12 protein-coding genes are annotated in these 18,401 nt (G+C 59.9%); 1 reads left to right on the plus strand and 11 read right to left on the minus strand.

Features of this window, described 5'->3' with window-relative positions; translation table 11 throughout:
* Positions 1-122: 122 nt before the first annotated feature.
* Entirely contained in the window at positions 123-1,376 is a 1,254-nt protein-coding gene (gene amiC, locus RTM13_RS14995) for an N-acetylmuramoyl-L-alanine amidase AmiC (protein ID WP_312212822.1), read from the minus strand.
* A 231-nt stretch (positions 1,377-1,607) separates the two neighbouring features.
* Here amiC and argA point away from each other — a divergent pair, with 231 nt between their 5' ends.
* Positions 1,608-2,939 carry an amino-acid N-acetyltransferase gene (argA, locus tag RTM13_RS15000; protein WP_312212824.1) on the plus strand — a complete coding sequence of 444 codons (1,332 nt, stop codon included), beginning with the start codon at positions 1,608-1,610 and terminating at the stop codon, positions 2,937-2,939.
* Between the two features lie 34 nt (positions 2,940-2,973).
* Here argA and recD read toward each other — a convergent pair whose 3' ends face one another.
* The 10 genes from recD to lgt form a co-directional block, all read right to left on the minus strand.
* The gene (gene recD, locus RTM13_RS15005) at positions 2,974-4,806 is read right to left on the minus strand and encodes an exodeoxyribonuclease V subunit alpha (RefSeq protein ID WP_312212826.1); all 1,833 of its coding nucleotides are present in this window, start codon (positions 4,804-4,806) and stop codon (positions 2,974-2,976) included.
* On the minus strand, positions 4,803-8,363 hold the full coding sequence (recB, locus tag RTM13_RS15010; RefSeq protein ID WP_312212828.1) for an exodeoxyribonuclease V subunit beta: 3,561 nt from the start codon (positions 8,361-8,363) through the stop codon (positions 4,803-4,805). Before recB ends, recD begins: the two co-directional genes overlap by 4 nt.
* Positions 8,363-11,245, minus strand: a complete 2,883-nt coding sequence (ptrA, locus tag RTM13_RS15015; protein ID WP_312212830.1) for a pitrilysin — start codon at positions 11,243-11,245, stop codon at positions 8,363-8,365. Before ptrA ends, recB begins: the two co-directional genes overlap by 1 nt.
* A gap of 116 nt (positions 11,246-11,361) precedes the next feature.
* Positions 11,362-14,730 carry an exodeoxyribonuclease V subunit gamma gene (recC, locus tag RTM13_RS15020; RefSeq protein WP_312212832.1) on the minus strand — a complete coding sequence of 1,123 codons (3,369 nt, stop codon included), beginning with the start codon at positions 14,728-14,730 and terminating at the stop codon, positions 11,362-11,364.
* A gap of 12 nt (positions 14,731-14,742) precedes the next feature.
* Positions 14,743-15,066 (minus strand): prepilin-type N-terminal cleavage/methylation domain-containing protein, encoded by a 324-nt coding sequence (locus RTM13_RS15025; protein WP_312212833.1) that lies wholly within the window; start codon positions 15,064-15,066, stop codon positions 14,743-14,745.
* Complete coding sequence (locus RTM13_RS15030; protein WP_312212835.1) at positions 15,051-15,458, minus strand: DUF2509 family protein; 408 nt, start codon at positions 15,456-15,458, stop codon at positions 15,051-15,053. The genes RTM13_RS15025 and RTM13_RS15030 overlap by 16 nt, the downstream gene beginning before the upstream one ends.
* On the minus strand, positions 15,455-16,018 hold the full coding sequence (locus RTM13_RS15035) for a prepilin peptidase-dependent protein (RefSeq protein ID WP_312213078.1): 564 nt from the start codon (positions 16,016-16,018) through the stop codon (positions 15,455-15,457). Before RTM13_RS15035 ends, RTM13_RS15030 begins: the two co-directional genes overlap by 4 nt.
* Complete coding sequence (locus RTM13_RS15040) at positions 16,009-16,479, minus strand: prepilin peptidase-dependent protein (RefSeq protein ID WP_312212837.1); 471 nt, start codon at positions 16,477-16,479, stop codon at positions 16,009-16,011. Before RTM13_RS15040 ends, RTM13_RS15035 begins: the two co-directional genes overlap by 10 nt.
* 183 nt (positions 16,480-16,662) lie before the next feature.
* Positions 16,663-17,457 (minus strand): thymidylate synthase, encoded by a 795-nt coding sequence (thyA, locus tag RTM13_RS15045; protein ID WP_312212839.1) that lies wholly within the window; start codon positions 17,455-17,457, stop codon positions 16,663-16,665.
* Between the two features lie 6 nt (positions 17,458-17,463).
* Positions 17,464-18,339 (minus strand): prolipoprotein diacylglyceryl transferase, encoded by an 876-nt coding sequence (gene lgt / locus RTM13_RS15050; protein ID WP_312212841.1) that lies wholly within the window; start codon positions 18,337-18,339, stop codon positions 17,464-17,466.
* Positions 18,340-18,401 lie beyond the last annotated feature (62 nt).

The following is an 18,401-nucleotide window of genomic DNA, read 5'->3' on the forward strand; positions in this document are numbered from 1 at the left end:
CGTCGGGCTCATAACCCGAAGGTCGTCGGTTCAAATCCGGCCCCCGCAACCACTTCAACAATAAACACCCTGACGGGTGTTTTTTTGTTTCTGCCTCCCGGAAAAACCGCCCGGAAAAAACGTTAGCCCCTGCGGGCCAACGTTACGCCATCAGCAAAGTAAGCCTTGATCCCTGCCAGAATCGACTCCGCCACCTCCTGCTGAAACGCCGAGGTTCTGAGCTTGCGCTCCTCTTCCACATTACTGATAAATGCCGTCTCTACCAGAATCGACGGAATATCCGGTGCTTTCAGCACCGCAAAGCCCGCCTGATCCACCCGGTTCTTATGCAGTTTGTTGACGTGACCGAGGCGGTTCAGCACCTCTTTGCCAAACTTCAGGCTGTCGTTGATGGTCAGGGACTGCACCATATCAAACAGGGTGTGATCCAGGTACTGATCGCCACTCTTGCTTACGCCACCGATCAGGTCGGCGGCGTTCTGCGTCTGAGCGAGGTACTTTGCCGCCGTACTGGTCGCCCCTTTCGTTGACAGCGCAAAGACCGACGAGCCGCGGGCGGCCCGGCTGGTAAAGGCGTCAGCGTGGATAGAGACAAAGAGATCGGCGCGCTGCTTCTGCGCCTTAGCGACCCGCACCTTCAGCGGAATAAAGACATCCTCGTTGCGCGTCATGTAGGCCTTCATATTGGCCTCTTTATCAATCAATGCGCGCAGCCGGCGGGCAATCTGTAACACCACGTCTTTTTCACGGGTCTTATATTTGCCGATCGCCCCTGGATCTTCTCCCCCGTGGCCGGGATCGAGCATGATCACCACCGGTCGGTCGCGCCCGGCCTTGCCCGGCTGCGGACCGCTCTGGGCAGGCGGCACTTGCTTGTCCAGGTTGCCTTTGTTGTAATCCTCCAGCAGCGCCAGGAGCGGATCCTGCTCGTTCTGGCTGTTGACCGGATAGAGATCCATCACCAGGCGCTCTTTAAACTCCGATACCGGGGCCAGCGAGAAGAGATGCGGACTGACGTTCTGCTTAAGCTCAAACACCATGCGCACGGTTTTAGGATCGAACTGGCCGACGCGGGCAGACTTAATAAAGGGATCGCTATCGTGGATTTGTGTTCCAACGCCTTTCAGCACTGAATTGAGGTTTACACCCTCAATATCCACCACCAACCGTTCGGGATTGCTTAAGGCAAACTGACGGTATTTCAGCACCCGGTTTGACTCCACGGTGATACGCGTATAGGTCGATGCGGGCCAGACGCGTACTGCGATAACCTGACTAACCGCGGCTAAACCTGCCTTGCTTACGCTAAGCAACCACAGAGCGCCAGCGCCTTGTAACAGCTGGCGACGGCTAAGAGCTGAATTGGATCCTGACATGCCTCTCCCGAGCAAAAAATTACATCATTTATTATTAAAACGGCCTGCTTGACGAAAAACTTTAACGAATGATGCATAAACTGTCATCAACAAAAGGGTAAACATTGATTTAACAGCGGTGACAATGTGGAGATTTTTTCTCGCATCCCGATGAAATTTTGACTTGCGCCCACGGCAATAAAAGAATAAAAATACATAAATTACGAATAATCATGCAATGAGGGTTGTGCCGTGGTGAAGGAACGTCGAACCGAACTGGTACAGGGATTCCGCCACTCTGTTCCCTATATTAATGCCCATCGGGGAAAAACCTTTGTCATCATGCTGGGCGGTGAAGCCATCGAACATGAGAACTTTTCCAGCATCGTCAACGATATCGGGCTGCTGCACAGCCTCGGCATTCGCCTGGTCGTTGTCTACGGCGCACGCCCGCAGATTGATGCTAACCTGGCGGAGCACCACCACGAACCTATCTATCACAAGCATACCCGCGTCACCGACGCGAAAACCCTGGAGCTGGTCAAGCAGGCGGCGGGTCTGTTACAGCTTGATATTACCGCTCGTCTCTCGATGAGCCTCAACAATACGCCGCTGCAGGGAGCGCATATCAACGTGGTGAGCGGCAACTTTATCATTGCCCAGCCGCTGGGCGTCGATGACGGCGTCGACTACTGCCACAGCGGGCGTATTCGCCGCATCGATGAAGAGGCGATCCACCGCCAGCTCGACGGCGGCGCGATTGTGCTGCTGGGGCCGGTAGCGGTCTCGGTCACTGGAGAGAGCTTTAACCTCACCTCAGAAGAGGTGGCCACCCAGCTCGCTATCAAGCTGAAGGCAGAGAAGATGATCGGCTTCTGCTCCTCGCAGGGGGTGATCAACGATGAGGGAAATATTGTCTCTGAGCTGTTCCCGAATGATGCCCAGACCCGAGTCGAAGAGCTGGAGGCGCGGCAGGACTACCACTCCGGCACGGTACGCTTTCTGCGCGGCGCAGTGAAAGCCTGCCGTAGCGGCGTGCGGCGCAGCCACCTGATTAGCTACCAAGAAGATGGCGCGCTGTTGCAGGAGCTTTTTTCCCGCGACGGTATTGGTACGCAGATTGTGATGGAGAGCGCCGAGCAGATCCGCCGCGCTACCATCAACGATATCGGCGGCATTCTGGAGCTGATCCGCCCTCTGGAGCAGCAGGGGATCCTCGTCCGGCGCTCTCGCGAGCAGCTGGAGATGGAGATCGACAAGTTCACGATTATTCAGCGCGACAACCTGACTATCGCCTGCGCTGCGCTCTATCCCTTCCCGGAAGAGAAGATTGGCGAAATGGCCTGCGTGGCGGTGCATCCGGACTACCGCAGCTCATCGCGCGGCGAAGCGCTGCTGGAGCGTGTTGCACTCCAGGCGCGGCAGATGGGCCTCAGCAAACTGTTTGTGCTGACCACCCGCAGCATTCACTGGTTCCAGGAGCGTGGTTTTACCCCGGTAGATATCGACCTGCTGCCGGAGAGTAAGAAGCAGATGTATAACTATCAGCGCCGCTCAAAGGTGCTGATGGCAGATCTTACCTAAGCAAAACACCCTACCCGCCTGGGTAGGGGTTTCTCTATTTGACCTGAGCAAAAATGTCGCCGAGGCCGCTGCGTCGTTCGGTACGGGTGGCAATGGCCTGCACCAGAATACGTTCGTCGGCATAGAGCGACAGGCGACGGCGGGCACGCGTAATGGCGGTATAGACCAGCTCCCGGGTCACTACCGGTACCATCTGCCCCGGCAGGATCAGCGCGGCGTGGTCAAACTCCGAACCCTGTGATTTATGTACCGTCATCGCCCAGGCCGTTTCATGCTCCGGCAGACGGCTGGGCTGTACCGATTTAATGCTGCCGTCCGGCAGCGGGAACCAGACGCGCGTTCCCTGTCCCCGGTTCAGCGCCACGCCGATATCGCCGTTAAACAGCCCCAGCGCGCTGTCGTTGCGGGAGATCATTACCGGGCGTCCATCAAACCAGCGCGAGTGTGGCGTCCGACTGATCCGCCGCTGGTTCGCCAGGGTCTGCTCCAGCCGCTCGTTGAGGCCTGCTACGCCAAACGGTCCCTCGCGCAGGGCGCAGAGCAGCTGGTACTCGCTGAATGCTGCGAGGATCGCCTTTGGCTCCGCCTCATCTCGCACCAGCTGCAGATAGCGGGCGTATCCCGCCAGTGCATCGTCTAACAGTGCCTGGTAATCATCACGCGCCTGGAGAGGCTTGTGCTCAATGTCGCTAAAGCCCTGGCTGAACACCGAGCGGGTACTCTTCTTATCGCCCCGGTTTACCGCCGCCGCCAGTTGGCCAATGCCGGAGTCGCTGCCGAAGCGGTAGCTGGTTTGCAGCAGGCAGAGGCTGTCGCGCAATGCGCCCGCCCCGCCCGGCTCGCCGCCGGGAACCGCCATCCCCGTCAGGCGAGAGAGCTGCTCCGCTCGCGCCGGGGTAAAGCCTGCGTTAACCCACGCGCAGATGTCTCCCAGCACCGCCCCTGCCTCTACCGAGGCCAGCTGATCGCGGTCGCCTAAGAAAATCACCCGACCATGGACGGGCAGCGCATCGATCAGCCGCGACATCATCGGCAGGTCAATCATCGATGCTTCATCTACTACCAGCACGTCAAGGTGCAGCGGATTCCCGGCGTGATAGCGCAGGCGCTGACTGCCGGGCTGGGCACCCAGCAGGCGGTGCAGCGTGCTGGCCTCCACCGGCAGACGCTTTTTCTGATCGTCGGTTAACGCCAGCTGGCGCAGGGCTGCGCCCAGCGACTCCGTCAGGCGCGCCGCAGCTTTCCCGGTCGGGGCCGCCAGATGGATGCGGCAGCGGCCGCCGTTCGCCATCTGTACCAGTGCGGCCAGCAGCTTCGCCACCGTGGTGGTTTTTCCGGTGCCAGGTCCGCCGGAGATCACCGAGATCCGCCGGGTCAGCGCCACCGCTGCTGCCACCTTCTGCCAGTTAATCCCCTCCGTTGGCGGGAAAAGCCCGTCCAGCGTATTACGTAGTTGATCCTCGTCGACGCTCAGCGGCTGGTTAACCTCGCTGAAAAAGCCCGCTACGGTCAGCTCGTTGCACCACATACGGTTAAGGTAGAGGCGATCTCCGGCCAGCACCATCGGCGCAGGGGTTTGGCCGTCGCTGACGGCGTCGGATCGCTGTAAAATGCCTGCCCAGTCGCAGGGCGCACCCGCCTCGGCAAACAGCGCCGTCAGCAGCGAATGGCTTTTATCTTCGGCCTCTGCCGCCAGCCGGGAGAGCGGCAGGCAGACATGGCCCTCCCCCGCGTCGCGGCTGAGTATCGCCGCTGCCAGGGTTACCGCTGGCTCGTCGCGTCCGGCCACGGTCAGGGCAAACTGGACGTCCAACGGGCGAAACAGCTTCTGCGCCAGCGCCTCAATAAGCAGAGTTTGCATCGTCACCGTGCGGTCTCCTGATAATTTTCTTCTAGCTCTTCACCACTAAACAGGGCATCCATCTCATTAATCAGCCGCACATCCGGGCGGGTGCTGTAGATGCCCTGCTCGCTGTTTTGCGCATCAACGCCGCGCAGGAACAGGTAGATTACGCCGCCAAAGTGGCGCTCATAATCGTAGTTCGCAATGCGGTGGCGAAGATAGCGGTGTAGCGCCAGAGTATAAAGTTGATACTGTAAGTCGTAGCGGTGCGACTGCATGGCAGCCGCCATCGCTTCCCGGGTATAGGCCTCGCTGCTCTCGCCCAGCCAGTTAGACTTGTAGTCCAGCAGGTAGAAGCGCCCATTGTGGCGGAAAACCAGGTCGATAAAGCCCTTTAGCATGCCGCGCACGTCGCGAAAATCCAGCGGCGAGCAGCCCGCTGAGAGCGGATCGTAGCGACGGATCGCCGCATCCAGCTTCTCTGAGGTCAGGGTCTGGGCGATCGGAATATAGAACTCCATCTCCACCTGCTTATCTTTCTCGGTGAGCTGACTTAACGACAATCCTGATTCAATAAGCGGCGCACGCAGAACGGTGTTGATCCATGCCAGCAGCACCGGCTGCCACTGCTCATCAAAACCGCCCGCCTGAAGGCGCTCGCTAACCCACTCTTCAGTCACCGGCTGGGTGAAATCGATATCTTCAAACAGCCCGTGTAAGAAGGTGCCCGGCGACGCCCCACGCGGGAAGGCATGCGGCGTTAAGGCAGGTGCTTCGTCCGCCTGACGCTCGCCAGCGGCGTCAACGTCCAGTCGCGGGAGCAGATCCTGGGCGATACCGTGCCCGCGCTGTTGCAAACCGGAGTAGCTGGTCACCCGCCAGTCGTCGAGGACGGGGCGGTCAATGTGCCGGGCGCGCAGCGACGGCGGCAGGGAGAGCGTATACTCCCAGCGCGAATTATCCGGCGTGCCGGGGATGCTCAGCACGATATCATTCCCACACAGCGCCTCCAGGCAGTGCCGCAAGCCTGCGGCATCCCGCGACTCGCCCTGCTGGATCAGCCTGCCCAGCGCGCTATGGTGAAAATCGCTTTCGCCGCTCTTCTCACCCCGACGGCGAAACAGCGGCGCAATACCGAGGCTACAGTGCCAGACGGAGCGCGTCAGCGCCACGTAGAGCAGGCGCAGATCCTCCGCCAGCCGCTCCGCCTCGGCCAGCTCAATGCTCTCGTCGGCCTGGCTAAGATCCAGCACCGCTTCAAAGGAGGTACGGTCGTGATAGAAGGCCTGATCCTGCGCCCGGTAGTTGGCGATAAACGGCAGCCAGACCAGCGGATACTCCAGCCCTTTCGCTTTATGGATGGTGACGATCTGCACCAGGTGCTTGTCGCTCTCCAGCCTGAGCTGCTGGCTGGCGGCGTTGCTGTCCGGTTCGGCAATATGCTGCGCCAGCCAGCGCACCAGCGCATGCTCGCTCTCGGTATGCGCCCCCGCCTCCTGCAACAGCTCGCTGATGTGCAGGATATCGGTCAGACGCCGCTCGCCGCCAGAGGTCGCCAGCAGGTTCTCCGCAATATTGCGCCGGGCCATCAGGGTGCGCAGCATTGGCATGACGCCGCGCTTCTGCCACGTCTGACGGTAGCCGTCAAACTCCTCAACCACCCGATCCCAGGCCTCTTCATCCTTGTTGAGCTGCTCAATGTCCTGGGCGGTCAGGCCGAGCATCCCCGTCGCCAGCGCGCTACGCAGGGTGCTCTCCCGCTCGGGGGTCAGCACAGCCTGGATAAGCCACAGCAGCTCCTGCGCTTCCGGCGTCTCAAAGACGCTGTCGCGGTTGGAGAGGTAGACCGAGGGGATGTTCAGCAGCGTCAGGGCATCGCGGATCAGCGCCGCCTCGTGACGGCTACGCACCAGCACGGTAATGTCGGAGGCCTGCACGGGCCGGGAGCGTTTGCCGTCGAGCAGCAGCGCGCTGCCCTGCTGGCCTGCCACCAGCCAGTCGCGGATCTGCGCCGCACAGAGCTGGGCCATAAAGGCCTGGTAGTCCCCGATACCAACGCCATCGCCCTCCATCAACCACAGGTTCATGGCAGGCTGGGTTTCGCCGTTCAGTTCAAAGCGCAGGGGCTGGTTTCTTTCCGCCGCCTTCACCGGCATGAAGGGGATCTCGCGGAACATAAAGGCGTTGTCCATCTGGCTAAAGAGCGTGTTCACGCTGTTAACCATGCCGGGAGCGGAACGCCAGTTGGTATCGAGTGTGTAGTGGGCGCTTACTTCACCACGCGCTTTCATATAGGTAAAGATATCCGCGCCACGAAAGGCGTAGATCGCCTGCTTGGGATCGCCAATCAGCAGCAGGGCCGTATCCGGCTGCTGTCGCCAGATACGGCGGAAAATACGGTACTGCTGGGGATCGGTATCCTGAAATTCATCGATCATCGCGACCGGAAAACGCTGGCGGATCGCGGTCGCCAACGCCTCGCCGTTTTCACTGTTTAGCGCCTGGTCGAGGCGGCTCAGCATGTCATCAAAGCCTAACTCGCCGCGACGGCGCTTCTCCCGGGCCACCGCCTCGCGGATCTCCCGCATGGCGGTGGTCAGCACCAGGTCGCTAAGAGTGAGCGGCTCGGCCAGCAGCCTCTCAATGGCGACAAACAGCGGATGCTCCGGCACGACGCCGCCCGCCTTGGTGCGCGAGGTTAAAAACGACTGGGCGAACTTCTCGAGCGCGTCCGGCAGCAGATAGGTTCGGGTCTCTTCCTGCGCCCAGGCGTTAATCTTCTCGATCCACTTGCCCTGGTTGCCCCGGTTAAACTTGCGTCGATCAATGCCTGAATTTTCAATGAGGGGATCAAGCTCCCCGACCGCCGCAAGCCACTGCTGCTTGATGCCATCAATGCGGGCGATGATTTTGGCATGACGCGAGGCCAGAGTTTCATCCGCTGGCGGCGGCGATTTGATCACCGGCGCTTCCCCCTGCAGATAACGGTTAATCGCGTTCAGCAGCTCCAGCGGCCCCTTCCACGAGGCGTGGATCACCTCGGCAATATCGCGCGGCAGCGGGTAGCAGTGGCGACGCCAGAAGTCGGCGCAGGCCTGCGCGCGCAGCAGGGACTCATCCTCAATCAGCTGCTGCTGGAAAAGCATTCCGGACTCGAAGGCGTTAAGGCTCAGCATGCGCTGACAGAAGCCGTGGATGGTAAAGACCGCGGCCTCATCCATCTGCCGCTCGGCTAACATGAGCCAGCTCGCCGCCTGCTGCTTATCGGGAATATCGTCAAGCAGGCGGGCATAGAGCGGATTGTCAGTGCTTTCGCGCAGGCAGGCGATGCGCAGCTCGTGAATATTACTGCGGATACGGCCGCGCAGCTCTTCGGTGGCGGCTTCGGTAAAGGTGACCACCAGCAGCTCTTCTACGGTAAGCGGCCGTGAAAAAGCGTTCTCGCCGCCCAGCCCCAGCAGCAGGCGCAGGTAGAGGGCGGCGATGGTGTAGGTTTTCCCGGTGCCCGCAGAGGCTTCAATCAGGCGCTCACCGCGTAAGGGTAAGCGCAGGGGGTCCAGCGTCTCAGCGGGGTTACTCATTATTTCTCACTTATCAGGGGCAGCGTGCGCTGCAGTGCGCTGACGTTGTCCCATACCTTCCAGCCTTCAGGGTGTACATACCCGGATTTATCACTCGGTGTGCCGGAGACCTGGGACAGGATCGCCATCCCCTGCGGATCGACCACCGCCTGGTGGAAGAAATCGGCAAGCTTCTGCGGCGTCAGCTGTTTAATCTCAGCGACAACTTTATCACGGGAATCAAAGCGCATATTACCCCGATCGAAATCTTTGCTGATCTGCGCCGCCTCTTCGCCCAGCGTTTGCGGGGCCTGCGTGACCTGGGCTATGACCGCCTGCTGGAGCTGGGCAAACTCCTCTGCGCTCATCTTGCGCAGCCGATCCTCCGCCGTTGGGAAGAAGGCCTGGTAACGCGCCCACAACGCCGACGGCGGCTTGTCGCTGCTCTGCAGCAGGAAGCCCAGGCCCCACTGGCGGCCAACGCTCATCGGGAAGGCAAACACCGCGTAGCCGAGCTGCTCTTCGGTACGCAGCTGGTTGTAGAACCACGGCTGGATAATCTGCCCCAGCATCGCGCTGTAGGCCGAGCTGCTGTACTCGTCATAACCCGGCGGGACAAACACGGCGGCCAGCGCCGAGTCGCTGGTGCTGCCCGCTTTTTCAAAAATAATTCCCTGCTTTTTATCTACCAGCACGTCGCGGTTGCGGCACCACTGGTTTCCCTTCGCTGCAAGTTGATCCTGGACTTTGTGGGCCAGATCTTTCGCCTGCCCCTCGCTCATATTGCCGACAATCAAGAACTCCGGACGGGCGTTGCTTTTCAGCCGCTCGCGGTAGGCCATGACATCTTTCAGGGTGATCTCAGGCAGCAGCGCCCGGCGCTCTTCACGCTGGAAGTAGGGAACCTGAGAGAGCATTTGTGCAGGCATGATTGCCTGTTCGTAGGCTTTGCCCTTCTCTGCGGAGTCCATCATCTGTGCATACCAGGACTTCGCCTGTGCCAGCTGGTCCTCGGTTGCCGTATAGCTGAAGTAGCCCGCCAACAGGTCACTGAAGAGCTGTGGCAGATGCTGGGTATAGCCGTTGGCGTTAAGCATCAGGCCGTTATTGGCGTTAGTAGAGAAGCCAATCCCTCCGACGGAGGCCTGGTTGCTCAGTTGATCCAGAGCGATCCCCGCCAGGTAGTCGTTCAGGGCGAACATCACCTGGTTTTTGGCGCTGTCCATCGCCAGCGGATTGCGCAGCACTACGCTGACGTCTGCCTTCGGCTCGCTGGCAAAGTAGCGGCTCGGCATATAGACCACGCGCAGGGTTGGCTCATCCACGATCAGCTCAGGGTGGCTAACGTTTTTCGCTGGCTTTTGCAGCGTGAAATCATCCGGAATATAGGGGTTCAGCTCCGGCAGCTTCAGCGCGATGGCGCTGGATTTCTGCTGCCAGTCGGCAAACGTCTGGGCGCTAATTTTATCGACCTGATAAGGCGCGTCGACAAAATAGGCGGTTTTATTGTGCGGCTCCTGCGGGCTGATGTACCAGATGCGCGCGTTCTGCGGCGTCATCATCGCCAGACGGGCCTTAACGGCCTCGGCATCAAACTGGTCAGCAATGTTTACCGCGTCGAGGGTGTGCTCAACCGGCACGCGGATCATGGTATCCGCCAGCCACTCGACGTAGTCCATATCGCGGGTAATAGAGGGGTAGCGGAAATCGAGATCCAGCACGTGGGAGAGCTCGTCAAAGTAACGCTTGTCCACGCCCTGCTCGCGCAGCAGCTGGAGATAGCTAAAAATGGCTGCAACCACTTCGTCACGGTGCGCCAGACCCTTGTCGGTCAGGGTCGCAGAAATAGCCAGCACGCCACTGTTGCCGTTAACGACAGGATCCGAGTCGGCGCGGATACCCTCGGCCAGACCCTGCTGCTGCAGCCAGTCAGAGAGCGTTCCCGGACTGCGGTTGCCAATCAGATAGGTAATCAGTTCATCGGTTTTGCTGCGGAACTGCGGCGTATTGTTATCGATACGGAACTCAACCCGCACCACCTTGCGCGGCATCACCGGCACGTAGTGAAGGATCAGCCCTTTCTGCGCATCGGTCACCACCGGCACGTCAATTTTCGGCAGGTCCAGTGATTTGTTCGGCACGCGGCCAAAGGTTTTCGCAGCAATGGCGGCCAGCTCCGGCAGCGGACGATTGCTGTAGACCACGGCCTTCATCAGGTTTGCCGAGTAGTATTTATCGCGAAAGGCCAGCAGCGCCTCCTGCACCGGGCTGCCCGGTTTGTCGCTCAGGGTCTCCATGTTACCGCCGGAGAAGCGCGAAGCCGGATGCGCCGGGTTGATGGTCTCCGCACTCACCTGCGCCATGCGCATCCCGTCCCGGGAGCGGGCCAGCGTCAGCTCGGCGTTGACCGCGTTACGCTCGCGTTCGGCATACTTTTTATCAAGCAACGGCGAGGCGATGGCATCCGCCAGCCGATCCACGGCCCCCTCCAGCGCGTCGTTCTCGACTTCCAGATAGAACGCGGTACGGTAGGGCGCGGTGCTGGCGTTGTGGCTACCGCCGTGCAGCTTTAAAAATTCGGCAAGGCTATCTGGCTGCGGATAGTGCGTAGACCCCATCAGAGTCATGTGCTCAAGATAGTGCGCCAGGCCGGGATGCGCCTCGGGATCCTGCAGCGAGCCAACGGGCACCACCAGCGCGGAGAGCGATTTTACGGCCTGCGGATCGTTAACCAGCAGGACCACCATGCCGTTATCGAGGCGAATAGCCTGATACTGGCGGGTGTCCTTATCGCTTTTACGAATTGTTTCCTGAACGGGCTGCCAACCGGTGTCTGCCTGACTTAACGGTGCCCAAAGGGCGACAAATAAGACTAACGCTTTGAACAAGGTGCTGCTGGGCATTCACGAACCTCATCATTAACAAACCAGTGCCGGTGAGACCGGCATATCCAATCAGTCCGTGATTCGCTGCGCATCATAATGGAAGCCCTTCCGTTGCGCAATTTTTATACACCTCATCAGGACTGACTAAAGCGAAAGAGCGGCAGCAGATAACGCTCTGCCTGTTTAACTATCTCGGTATAGTTCTCAGGTTCGAGGGTGCGCCACAGGCGTTGATACCAAACGTCCTCGCCCTCGCCGCTAACCATCATGTTACCTTCATAGGCCTGCAGGAATTTGCTCCGCGCCTTAGCGAGCGTCTCCTCGTCTTTTAACATCGCATCATTCGTTGCGTCATAACAGGCTTTTATCCACGCGCCACCGCTTTCTGGTAGCAGCAGCAGCGGTTTTTTCATCCCTTCCCGATAGCCTTCAACCAGCTCCTCAAGGTACTTGAGCGCCTCATCCTGCTTCAGGGGTGGGAAGTGCCAGGCTTTATCATTGCGGACAAATAGCCGACTCTCTCCCGTTCCGCCGCTGGCACAGTAGACAAGATGTTCCAGCCAAAGTTGCAAACCCTGCGAGACCTTCAGCATCGACGGACGCCAGCGCAGCAGGCCATCCTCCTGCACATGCTGTAGCCAGCCGGTCAGGTGCACCTTGCCGCAGTCAAGCTCGATCTCCATGCTCTCGGCGGGCTTGCGGTGCTCATGAACCCGCGACGCCAGCTGCTGCATCTCCTGGTGCTGGGTCTCCCAGACAATTTCACCAAACGCGCCGTAGGGCAGCTGGCCTGCCGCACGATACTGACGGAAGAGCTTCTCGACGTCCTCCTCCTCCACCAGGGTGTTGAGCAGCGCCTGGTTGAGCTGGTAGCGGTCCAGGCCATCAATGATAAACGGCTCGGCGTCGGGAATATCGCTCGCCTCAGGACGGAAGTTCACCTTCAGACGCATCTGGAAGAAGGCTCGCACCGGATGCGCCCAGAAGCGCTGAAGCTGCTCAAACGGCAGCGTCTCCAGCGGCTCCTCCTCCAGCTCCTGAATAAAGGTGGCATGCGCCACCCCCTGCTGGCTGGCGGCGGGCAACCACTCCCGGGCGTAGCTTTGCAGCTCATCGGCAATAAAGTTTTCTGCATCAAACGGCATCCGCGTATGCAGGTGGGTAATATGCTCGACCACCCGCTGCGCGCTCTCGTCGCAGGTAAGCGCTTCATCGCCGGGCAGATAGTGGCTCTGCCCAATGTAGTCCACCAGCTCCTGCACCAGCACCGACGGGAACCGTTCGCTGTTATCCTGAATCGAGCGCCCAATATAGCTGATGTAGAGCTTCTGCTGCGCAGAGATGAGAGCCTCCAGGAAGAGGTAGCGGTCATCGTCCCGGCGGCTGCGGTCGCCCCGCATCGATTTCTGGCTCATCAAATCAAAGCCGAGCGGAGCCAGCGCGCGCGGATAGACGCCGTCATTCATCCCCAGCAGGCAGACCACCTTAAAGGGGATCGAACGCATCGGCATCAGCGTACAGATATTGATAGGTCCGGCGAGGAAGCGCTGGCTAATACGCTCCTGGTCAAGCCTCTGCGCCAGCTCGTCGCGCAGCAGGGAGAGCGGCACCGCCTCGTCATAGTGTGCGCCGACGCCCTGGGTGATAACCGCCTGCCACTGCTGCTCAATCAGCGCCAGCGCGGCTTCGGTATCGGGATCGGGCAGGAAAAAGTCGTTGAGCATGTCGCGGCAGACCGGTAGCCACTCGGCCAGCGGGCGATCCTCGGCCAGTCCTTTGCGCCACAGCCTGAGCTGCATCAGCAGCGAGGCCAGATGGCCCACCAGCTCGGCAATCAGGCCGCTGGATTCATCGTAGGGCAGCACCGACTGCCACTCACCCTGGCGGCTCTCCATCGCGTAGCCAAGCAGCATGCGCGTCAGGCCAAACTGCCAGGTGTGCTGGCCAGTGGCGGGCAGCGCCAGCTCGCGAACGTTGTCATCGTCCATGCCCCAGCGCACACCGGACTCGTTGACCCACTGGCGCAGATAGCGCAACCCCTCTTCGTCGATGTTGAACCGTGCGGCGAGCACCGGCACATCCAGCAGGGCCAGCACGTCCTCCGACTGGAAGCGGCTGTCCGGCAGCGAAAGCAGGCTGATAAAGGCCTGCAGCGCCGGGTGCGACTGGCGGGCGCGGCGGTCGGAGATGGCATAGGGCAGATAGCGCTCCCCGCTGGCGCTGCCAAATACCGCCTGGATAAAGGGGCTGTAGCTGTCGATATCCGCTACCATCACGATAATGTCGCGTGGGGAGAGGTCAGGATCCTCCTCCAGCATCGCCAGCAGACGATCGTGTAGCACCTCGACCTCCCGCTGCGGACTGTGGCAGACGTGAACCGCCACGCTGCGATCCTCCCGCTCCAGCCTGCGCTTGGCATCGCTGCGCTCATACTCCTGGGCCGTCACGCCGGCGACGGCGCTATTTTTTAACTCCAGAATGTCATACTGCAGGTTTTGCAGCAGCGCGCCGGGCGTAATATCAACAAAGGCATCGAGATCGTCGTAGCGATCCATCCCCGCCAGCAGATAGATGTAGTCGCGCCCCAGCTTGCCCCATGAGGCCAGCAGCGGGTTACCCACCTCCTGCTCGCCTTCGCTGTTAAACAGGCCCTCTACCGGCTGATCTTCACGGAACAGGGCCACCGGATGGGCATCAAGGTGGTGCTTACGCTGGCGGGCAATGAGCCGGGAGAGAAACGCCGGATCTTTGATATCCCCCCAGTAGTAGCGGCAGGGGTTGGTAAACAGCAGGTGAATATCCACGTGCTTGCCCAACGCCTGCAGCGCCTGGAGATAGACCGGCGGCAGGGCGGAAATACCGCAGATAAAGACCCGGGAGGGCAGCCCGGCAGGCGGCGTCGTGGCGGACTCCAGCACGTTGATAAAACGCTGATAGAGGTTGGCACGATGCCAGTGCGGCTGCCCCAGCGCGGCGGTATGCTCCACCAGCGCACGCCATAGGGGCGCCTGCCAGATCTGCGCCTCACCGAGGCCATCAATCAGACCACCCTCTTCCCAGCGGGTCAGCCACTCCGGACGGAAGACCAGATACTGGTCATAGAGATCCGCTACCCGAGACGAGAGCTGAAACAGCTTGCGCTTGTCGTCATCATCATTGAGGTAGTGGCGAAGCATGGTGAACGCCTCCTGCTCCAGCATCTGCGGCAGCAGGGTCATCAGCTTCCAGCTCATGCTCTGTTTATTAAAGGCGCTCTCTTTCGGAATGTCCGGCAGCACGCGGACAAACATATCCCAGATAAAGCTCGCCGGGAGCGGGAAGTCGATATTGGCGGCGATGCCAAACTTTTGCGACAGCGTCATCTGTAGCCATTGCGCCATGCCGGTACTCTGCACCAGCACCATTTCGGCCTCAAAGGGATCGTCGAGCCGTTCGTGCTCAACGATAAACTCCATCAACGCTTCCAACACATCCAGACGATTGGAGTGATAGACCCTTAACATAAACGCTCCTGACTACTTATAAACTGGGCAATGTAACCGCGTCATCTTCCCCTGCCTGCCCATCGGCGAGGTGATGGTTACGCTGATGCTGACACATCCGGCGTCCGTTGTCTGTACCCGGCTGACCTGCCAGCCCGGCGGTAGTGGCGCGGGCCGGGGCTGCGCCTGCTGCCAGCCGTAGCGCCACAGGTAGCGATAGTGGCCCCAGGCGGTGAAGCCCTCCAGCAGCACGCGATGATACCCTGTCAGCGCCGTCACAACCATGACCAGCAGCACTATTGCCAGCAAGGTTTCCGGCAGGCTAAAGCCTCTCTGGGAGGCTACGGCATCTGACATTGGCCTGGCTCCTTGAAGGGACAGAAATCGCTCCAGCCGTGGGGCGAAAACGTCACGTTGCTCTCGCGTATCTCCCCGCTGCGCCACAGGGTTTCGCTGCCGCTGGAGGCAGTCAGCAGCAGCGTTCTGTCGGCAAAAATACGCAGGCAGGCCCGCCACGGCTGACGGTTATGCTCCCGGCACTGCACGGTAGGCTGCGTTTGCCAGCCCTGCATTCGCCCCCACTCCAACGCCGAATGGGCAGCGGCTAAATTACGCAGTGCCCGGCTTTCGCTGGTGATGCGCTGCGTATGGGTGCGTTGGCGCTGGTTCAAGCCGGTAAGCATCAGGCTGCCTAGTACCAGAATTAGCAGAACCAGCGCCAGGGATGAGATCCCTCTTTCGTCTCTCACAGGTTGTACCCTACTACGCTGTACGTTGCACTGATGGTTTCCTGAGGATGGTCAAGAGGAGCCGCCGCCAGCGTTATCGTCAGCGTAGGGGCCAGAATGCCCTGCAGCTGGCGAACTACCATGAAGCGCTGTACGCTGACCGTAGCGGGATCGGTGATTTTATCCCACCCCTTCTCTTCACAGCTCTTCGCCCCCTGTCGCGTCTCCAGCACGCCGTTCTGCAAGCGAAAGCCGGTCTGCTCCGCCTCGGAGAGGGGCGCGTGCTCCCACCGGCCGTTGCCGTTGGCATCCCACTGCACAATAACGCAGGCTCCCTGACGACCAATGACTAGCGGCTGCCCAGTGCACTCGCCCAGACAGTAGCCGGCCCGCTGGAGATGCTTTCCCAGCGTGAAGAGATGTTGCCAAACCGCCTCCTCCAACGTTTGCTGCCGGGCCTGGTGCAGCATTGCCGCTTGCAGTGCAGGTAAAAAGCGGGCGGCGCTGAGCAGGAGCACGCTGCCGATGGTCATCGCGATGAGTACCTCCAGCAGCGAGAAGCCGCCCTCGGTTAGCTGCATGAGCCGCTGTCTATACGCTGGCATACTCTTATCCGCCCCCAGTTCGATACAATGATTTGCCACTCCCCCGCCTCGCTACGCAGCGAGATATGTCCGGCCCATGCCGTATTGCGCAGCCCGTAAAAACCGAGCGAGGGGGTAATATCCACCAGCGCCACCTCTGGCCATAACGGACGCAGCGCAAAAGAGTTCTCCGCCCCGCAGGACGCCTGTACGTCAGCCGATGCCAGCAGGCACCAGCGGCCGCTCTCCTGCTTCACCCATACCTTGCGATCCCGGTTGTGCCAGTTGGCGTCATCCCGCAGCAGCTCCAGATAGTCACGCACCTGCCAGGCGGTTTGCCACAGACGCTGGTGCGCCTGGTAACTCTGCCAGCCATACAGTCCCGACGCGCCCAGGATGACCAGAACAATCATCGCCACCGTGATTTCTATAAGGGTGTAACCCTGCTCTTTTTTCATGGACGCACTCTGCACCCAAAATGCAACGCATGCGAGGCGAGATGGTTACTTTTACGAGGCGCTACGAGAGAAATAGTGTGATTTGCAGAGGGTTACATCGCAGCGGGAAAGCGGGTCGCAAAACGGAATGAGGGAAGAAAAAAACCGGCGCATCAACGCGCCGGCTGTGGCAGGCTGTCAGCGTTAGATAGCGACCGGGGCTTTAATCCCAGGGTGCGGATCGTAGCCTTCGATCTCAAAGTCATCGAAGCGGTAGTCAAACAGCGAGTCCGGCTTACGCTTGATCACAAGCTTCGGCAGCGCGCGCGGCTCACGGGTCAGCTGCAGGTGCGTCTGCTCCATGTGGTTACTGTAGAGATGGGTATCGCCGCCGGTCCAGACGAAATCACCCACCTCCAGGTCACACTGCTGCGCCATCATATGCACCAGCAGCGCATAGCTGGCGATATTAAACGGCAGGCCGAGGAAGACATCGCAGGAGCGCTGGTAGAGCTGACAGGAGAGCTTGCCATCCGCAACGTAGAACTGGAAAAACGCGTGGCACGGGGCCAGCGCCATTTTGTCCAGCTCGCCGACGTTCCAGGCTGAGACGATGATCCGCCGGGAGTCCGGGTCGGTCTTCAGCTGGTTCAGCACGGTCGCGATCTGGTCGATGTGGCGACCGTCCGGCGTTGGCCATGCGCGCCACTGTTTGCCGTAGACCGGGCCGAGGTTACCCTGCTCGTCGGCCCACTCGTCCCAGATAGAGACGTTGTTTTCATGCAGGTAGGCGACGTTGGTATCGCCCTGCAGGAACCACAGCAGCTCATGAATGATTGAGCGCAGGTGGCAGCGCTTGGTAGTCACCAGCGGGAAGCCCTCCTGCAGGTTAAAGCGCATCTGATGGCCAAAAATGGAAAGCGTGCCGGTGCCGGTACGGTCGTTTTTCTTCGTGCCTTCATCAAGCACTTTTTGCATCAGTTCTAAATACTGTTTCATGATTCCTCAGGAGACGTGTTGCTGCGGGCGACGGCGGTACGCCCAGACCATCATCAGCGCGCCCGCAATAATCATTGGGATAGAGAGGATCTGGCCCATGCTGATGTACTGCACCCACTCGCCGGTAAACTGCGCGTCCGGCTGGCGGAAGAACTCCACGATGATCCGGAATGCGCCATAGCCGATCAGGAACAGGCCTGATACCGACCCCATCGGGCGCGGCTTGCGAATAAACAGGTTAAGGATGATAAATAGCACAATACCCTCTAACGCCAGCTCATAGAGCTGTGAAGGGTGGCGCGGCAGTACGCCGTAGGTGTCAAAAATAGTCTGCCACTCCGGGTGCGAAGGCAGCAGCGCCATATCTTCCGCGCGGGAGTTAGGGAAGAGCATCGCCAGCGGGAAGCCTGGATCGACGCGGCCCCACAGTTCGCCGTTGATAAAGTTACCCAGACGCCCGGCACCCAGCCCAAACGGGATCAGCGGCGCGATAAAGTCGGAGACCTGGAAGAAGGTACGCTTAGTGCGTTTGGCAAAGATAATCATCACCACGATCACGCCAACCAGGCCGCCGTGGAAGGACATGCCGCCATCCCAGACGCGGAACAGATAGAGCGGATCCTGAATAAAGGTTGGGAAGTTGTAGAACAGCACGTAGCCGATGCGTCCGCCAAGGAAGACGCCCAGGAAGCCCGCATAGAGCAGGTTTTCCACTTCGTTTTTCGTCCAGCCGCTGCCGGGACGATTTGCGCGGCGGCCAGCCAGCCACATGGCAAAAATAAAGCCAACCAGGTACATCAGGCCGTACCAGTGCAGCGAAACCGGTCCGATAGAAAAAATTACCGGATCGAAATCGGGAAAACGCAGATATCCATTATTCATCTGTCACCACAAAGTGTTGTTATTCCGCCAAAAATCGACAGCGGTTAAGATGTGCGCCCGCT

The organism is Pseudescherichia sp., assembly GCF_031979925.1.
Taxonomy (GTDB): domain Bacteria; phylum Pseudomonadota; class Gammaproteobacteria; order Enterobacterales; family Enterobacteriaceae; genus Pseudescherichia.

Excerpts from the sequence above, each read along its gene's own strand:
- lgt (WP_312212841.1), bottom strand. The coding sequence starts at position 18,339 with ATGAATAATGGATATCTGCGTTTTCCCGATTTCGATCCGGTAATTTTT.
- ptrA (WP_312212830.1), bottom strand. The coding sequence starts at position 11,245 with ATGCCCAGCAGCACCTTGTTCAAAGCGTTAGTCTTATTTGTCGCCCTT.
- recB (WP_312212828.1), bottom strand. The coding sequence starts at position 8,363 with ATGAGTAACCCCGCTGAGACGCTGGACCCCCTGCGCTTACCCTTACGC.
- thyA (WP_312212839.1), bottom strand. The coding sequence starts at position 17,457 with ATGAAACAGTATTTAGAACTGATGCAAAAAGTGCTTGATGAAGGCACG.
- RTM13_RS15035 (WP_312213078.1), bottom strand. The coding sequence starts at position 16,018 with ATGCAGCTAACCGAGGGCGGCTTCTCGCTGCTGGAGGTACTCATCGCG.
- RTM13_RS15040 (WP_312212837.1), bottom strand. The coding sequence starts at position 16,479 with ATGAAAAAAGAGCAGGGTTACACCCTTATAGAAATCACGGTGGCGATG.
- RTM13_RS15025 (WP_312212833.1), bottom strand. The coding sequence starts at position 15,066 with ATGTCAGATGCCGTAGCCTCCCAGAGAGGCTTTAGCCTGCCGGAAACC.
- amiC (WP_312212822.1), bottom strand. The coding sequence starts at position 1,376 with ATGTCAGGATCCAATTCAGCTCTTAGCCGTCGCCAGCTGTTACAAGGC.
- recC (WP_312212832.1), bottom strand. The coding sequence starts at position 14,730 with ATGTTAAGGGTCTATCACTCCAATCGTCTGGATGTGTTGGAAGCGTTG.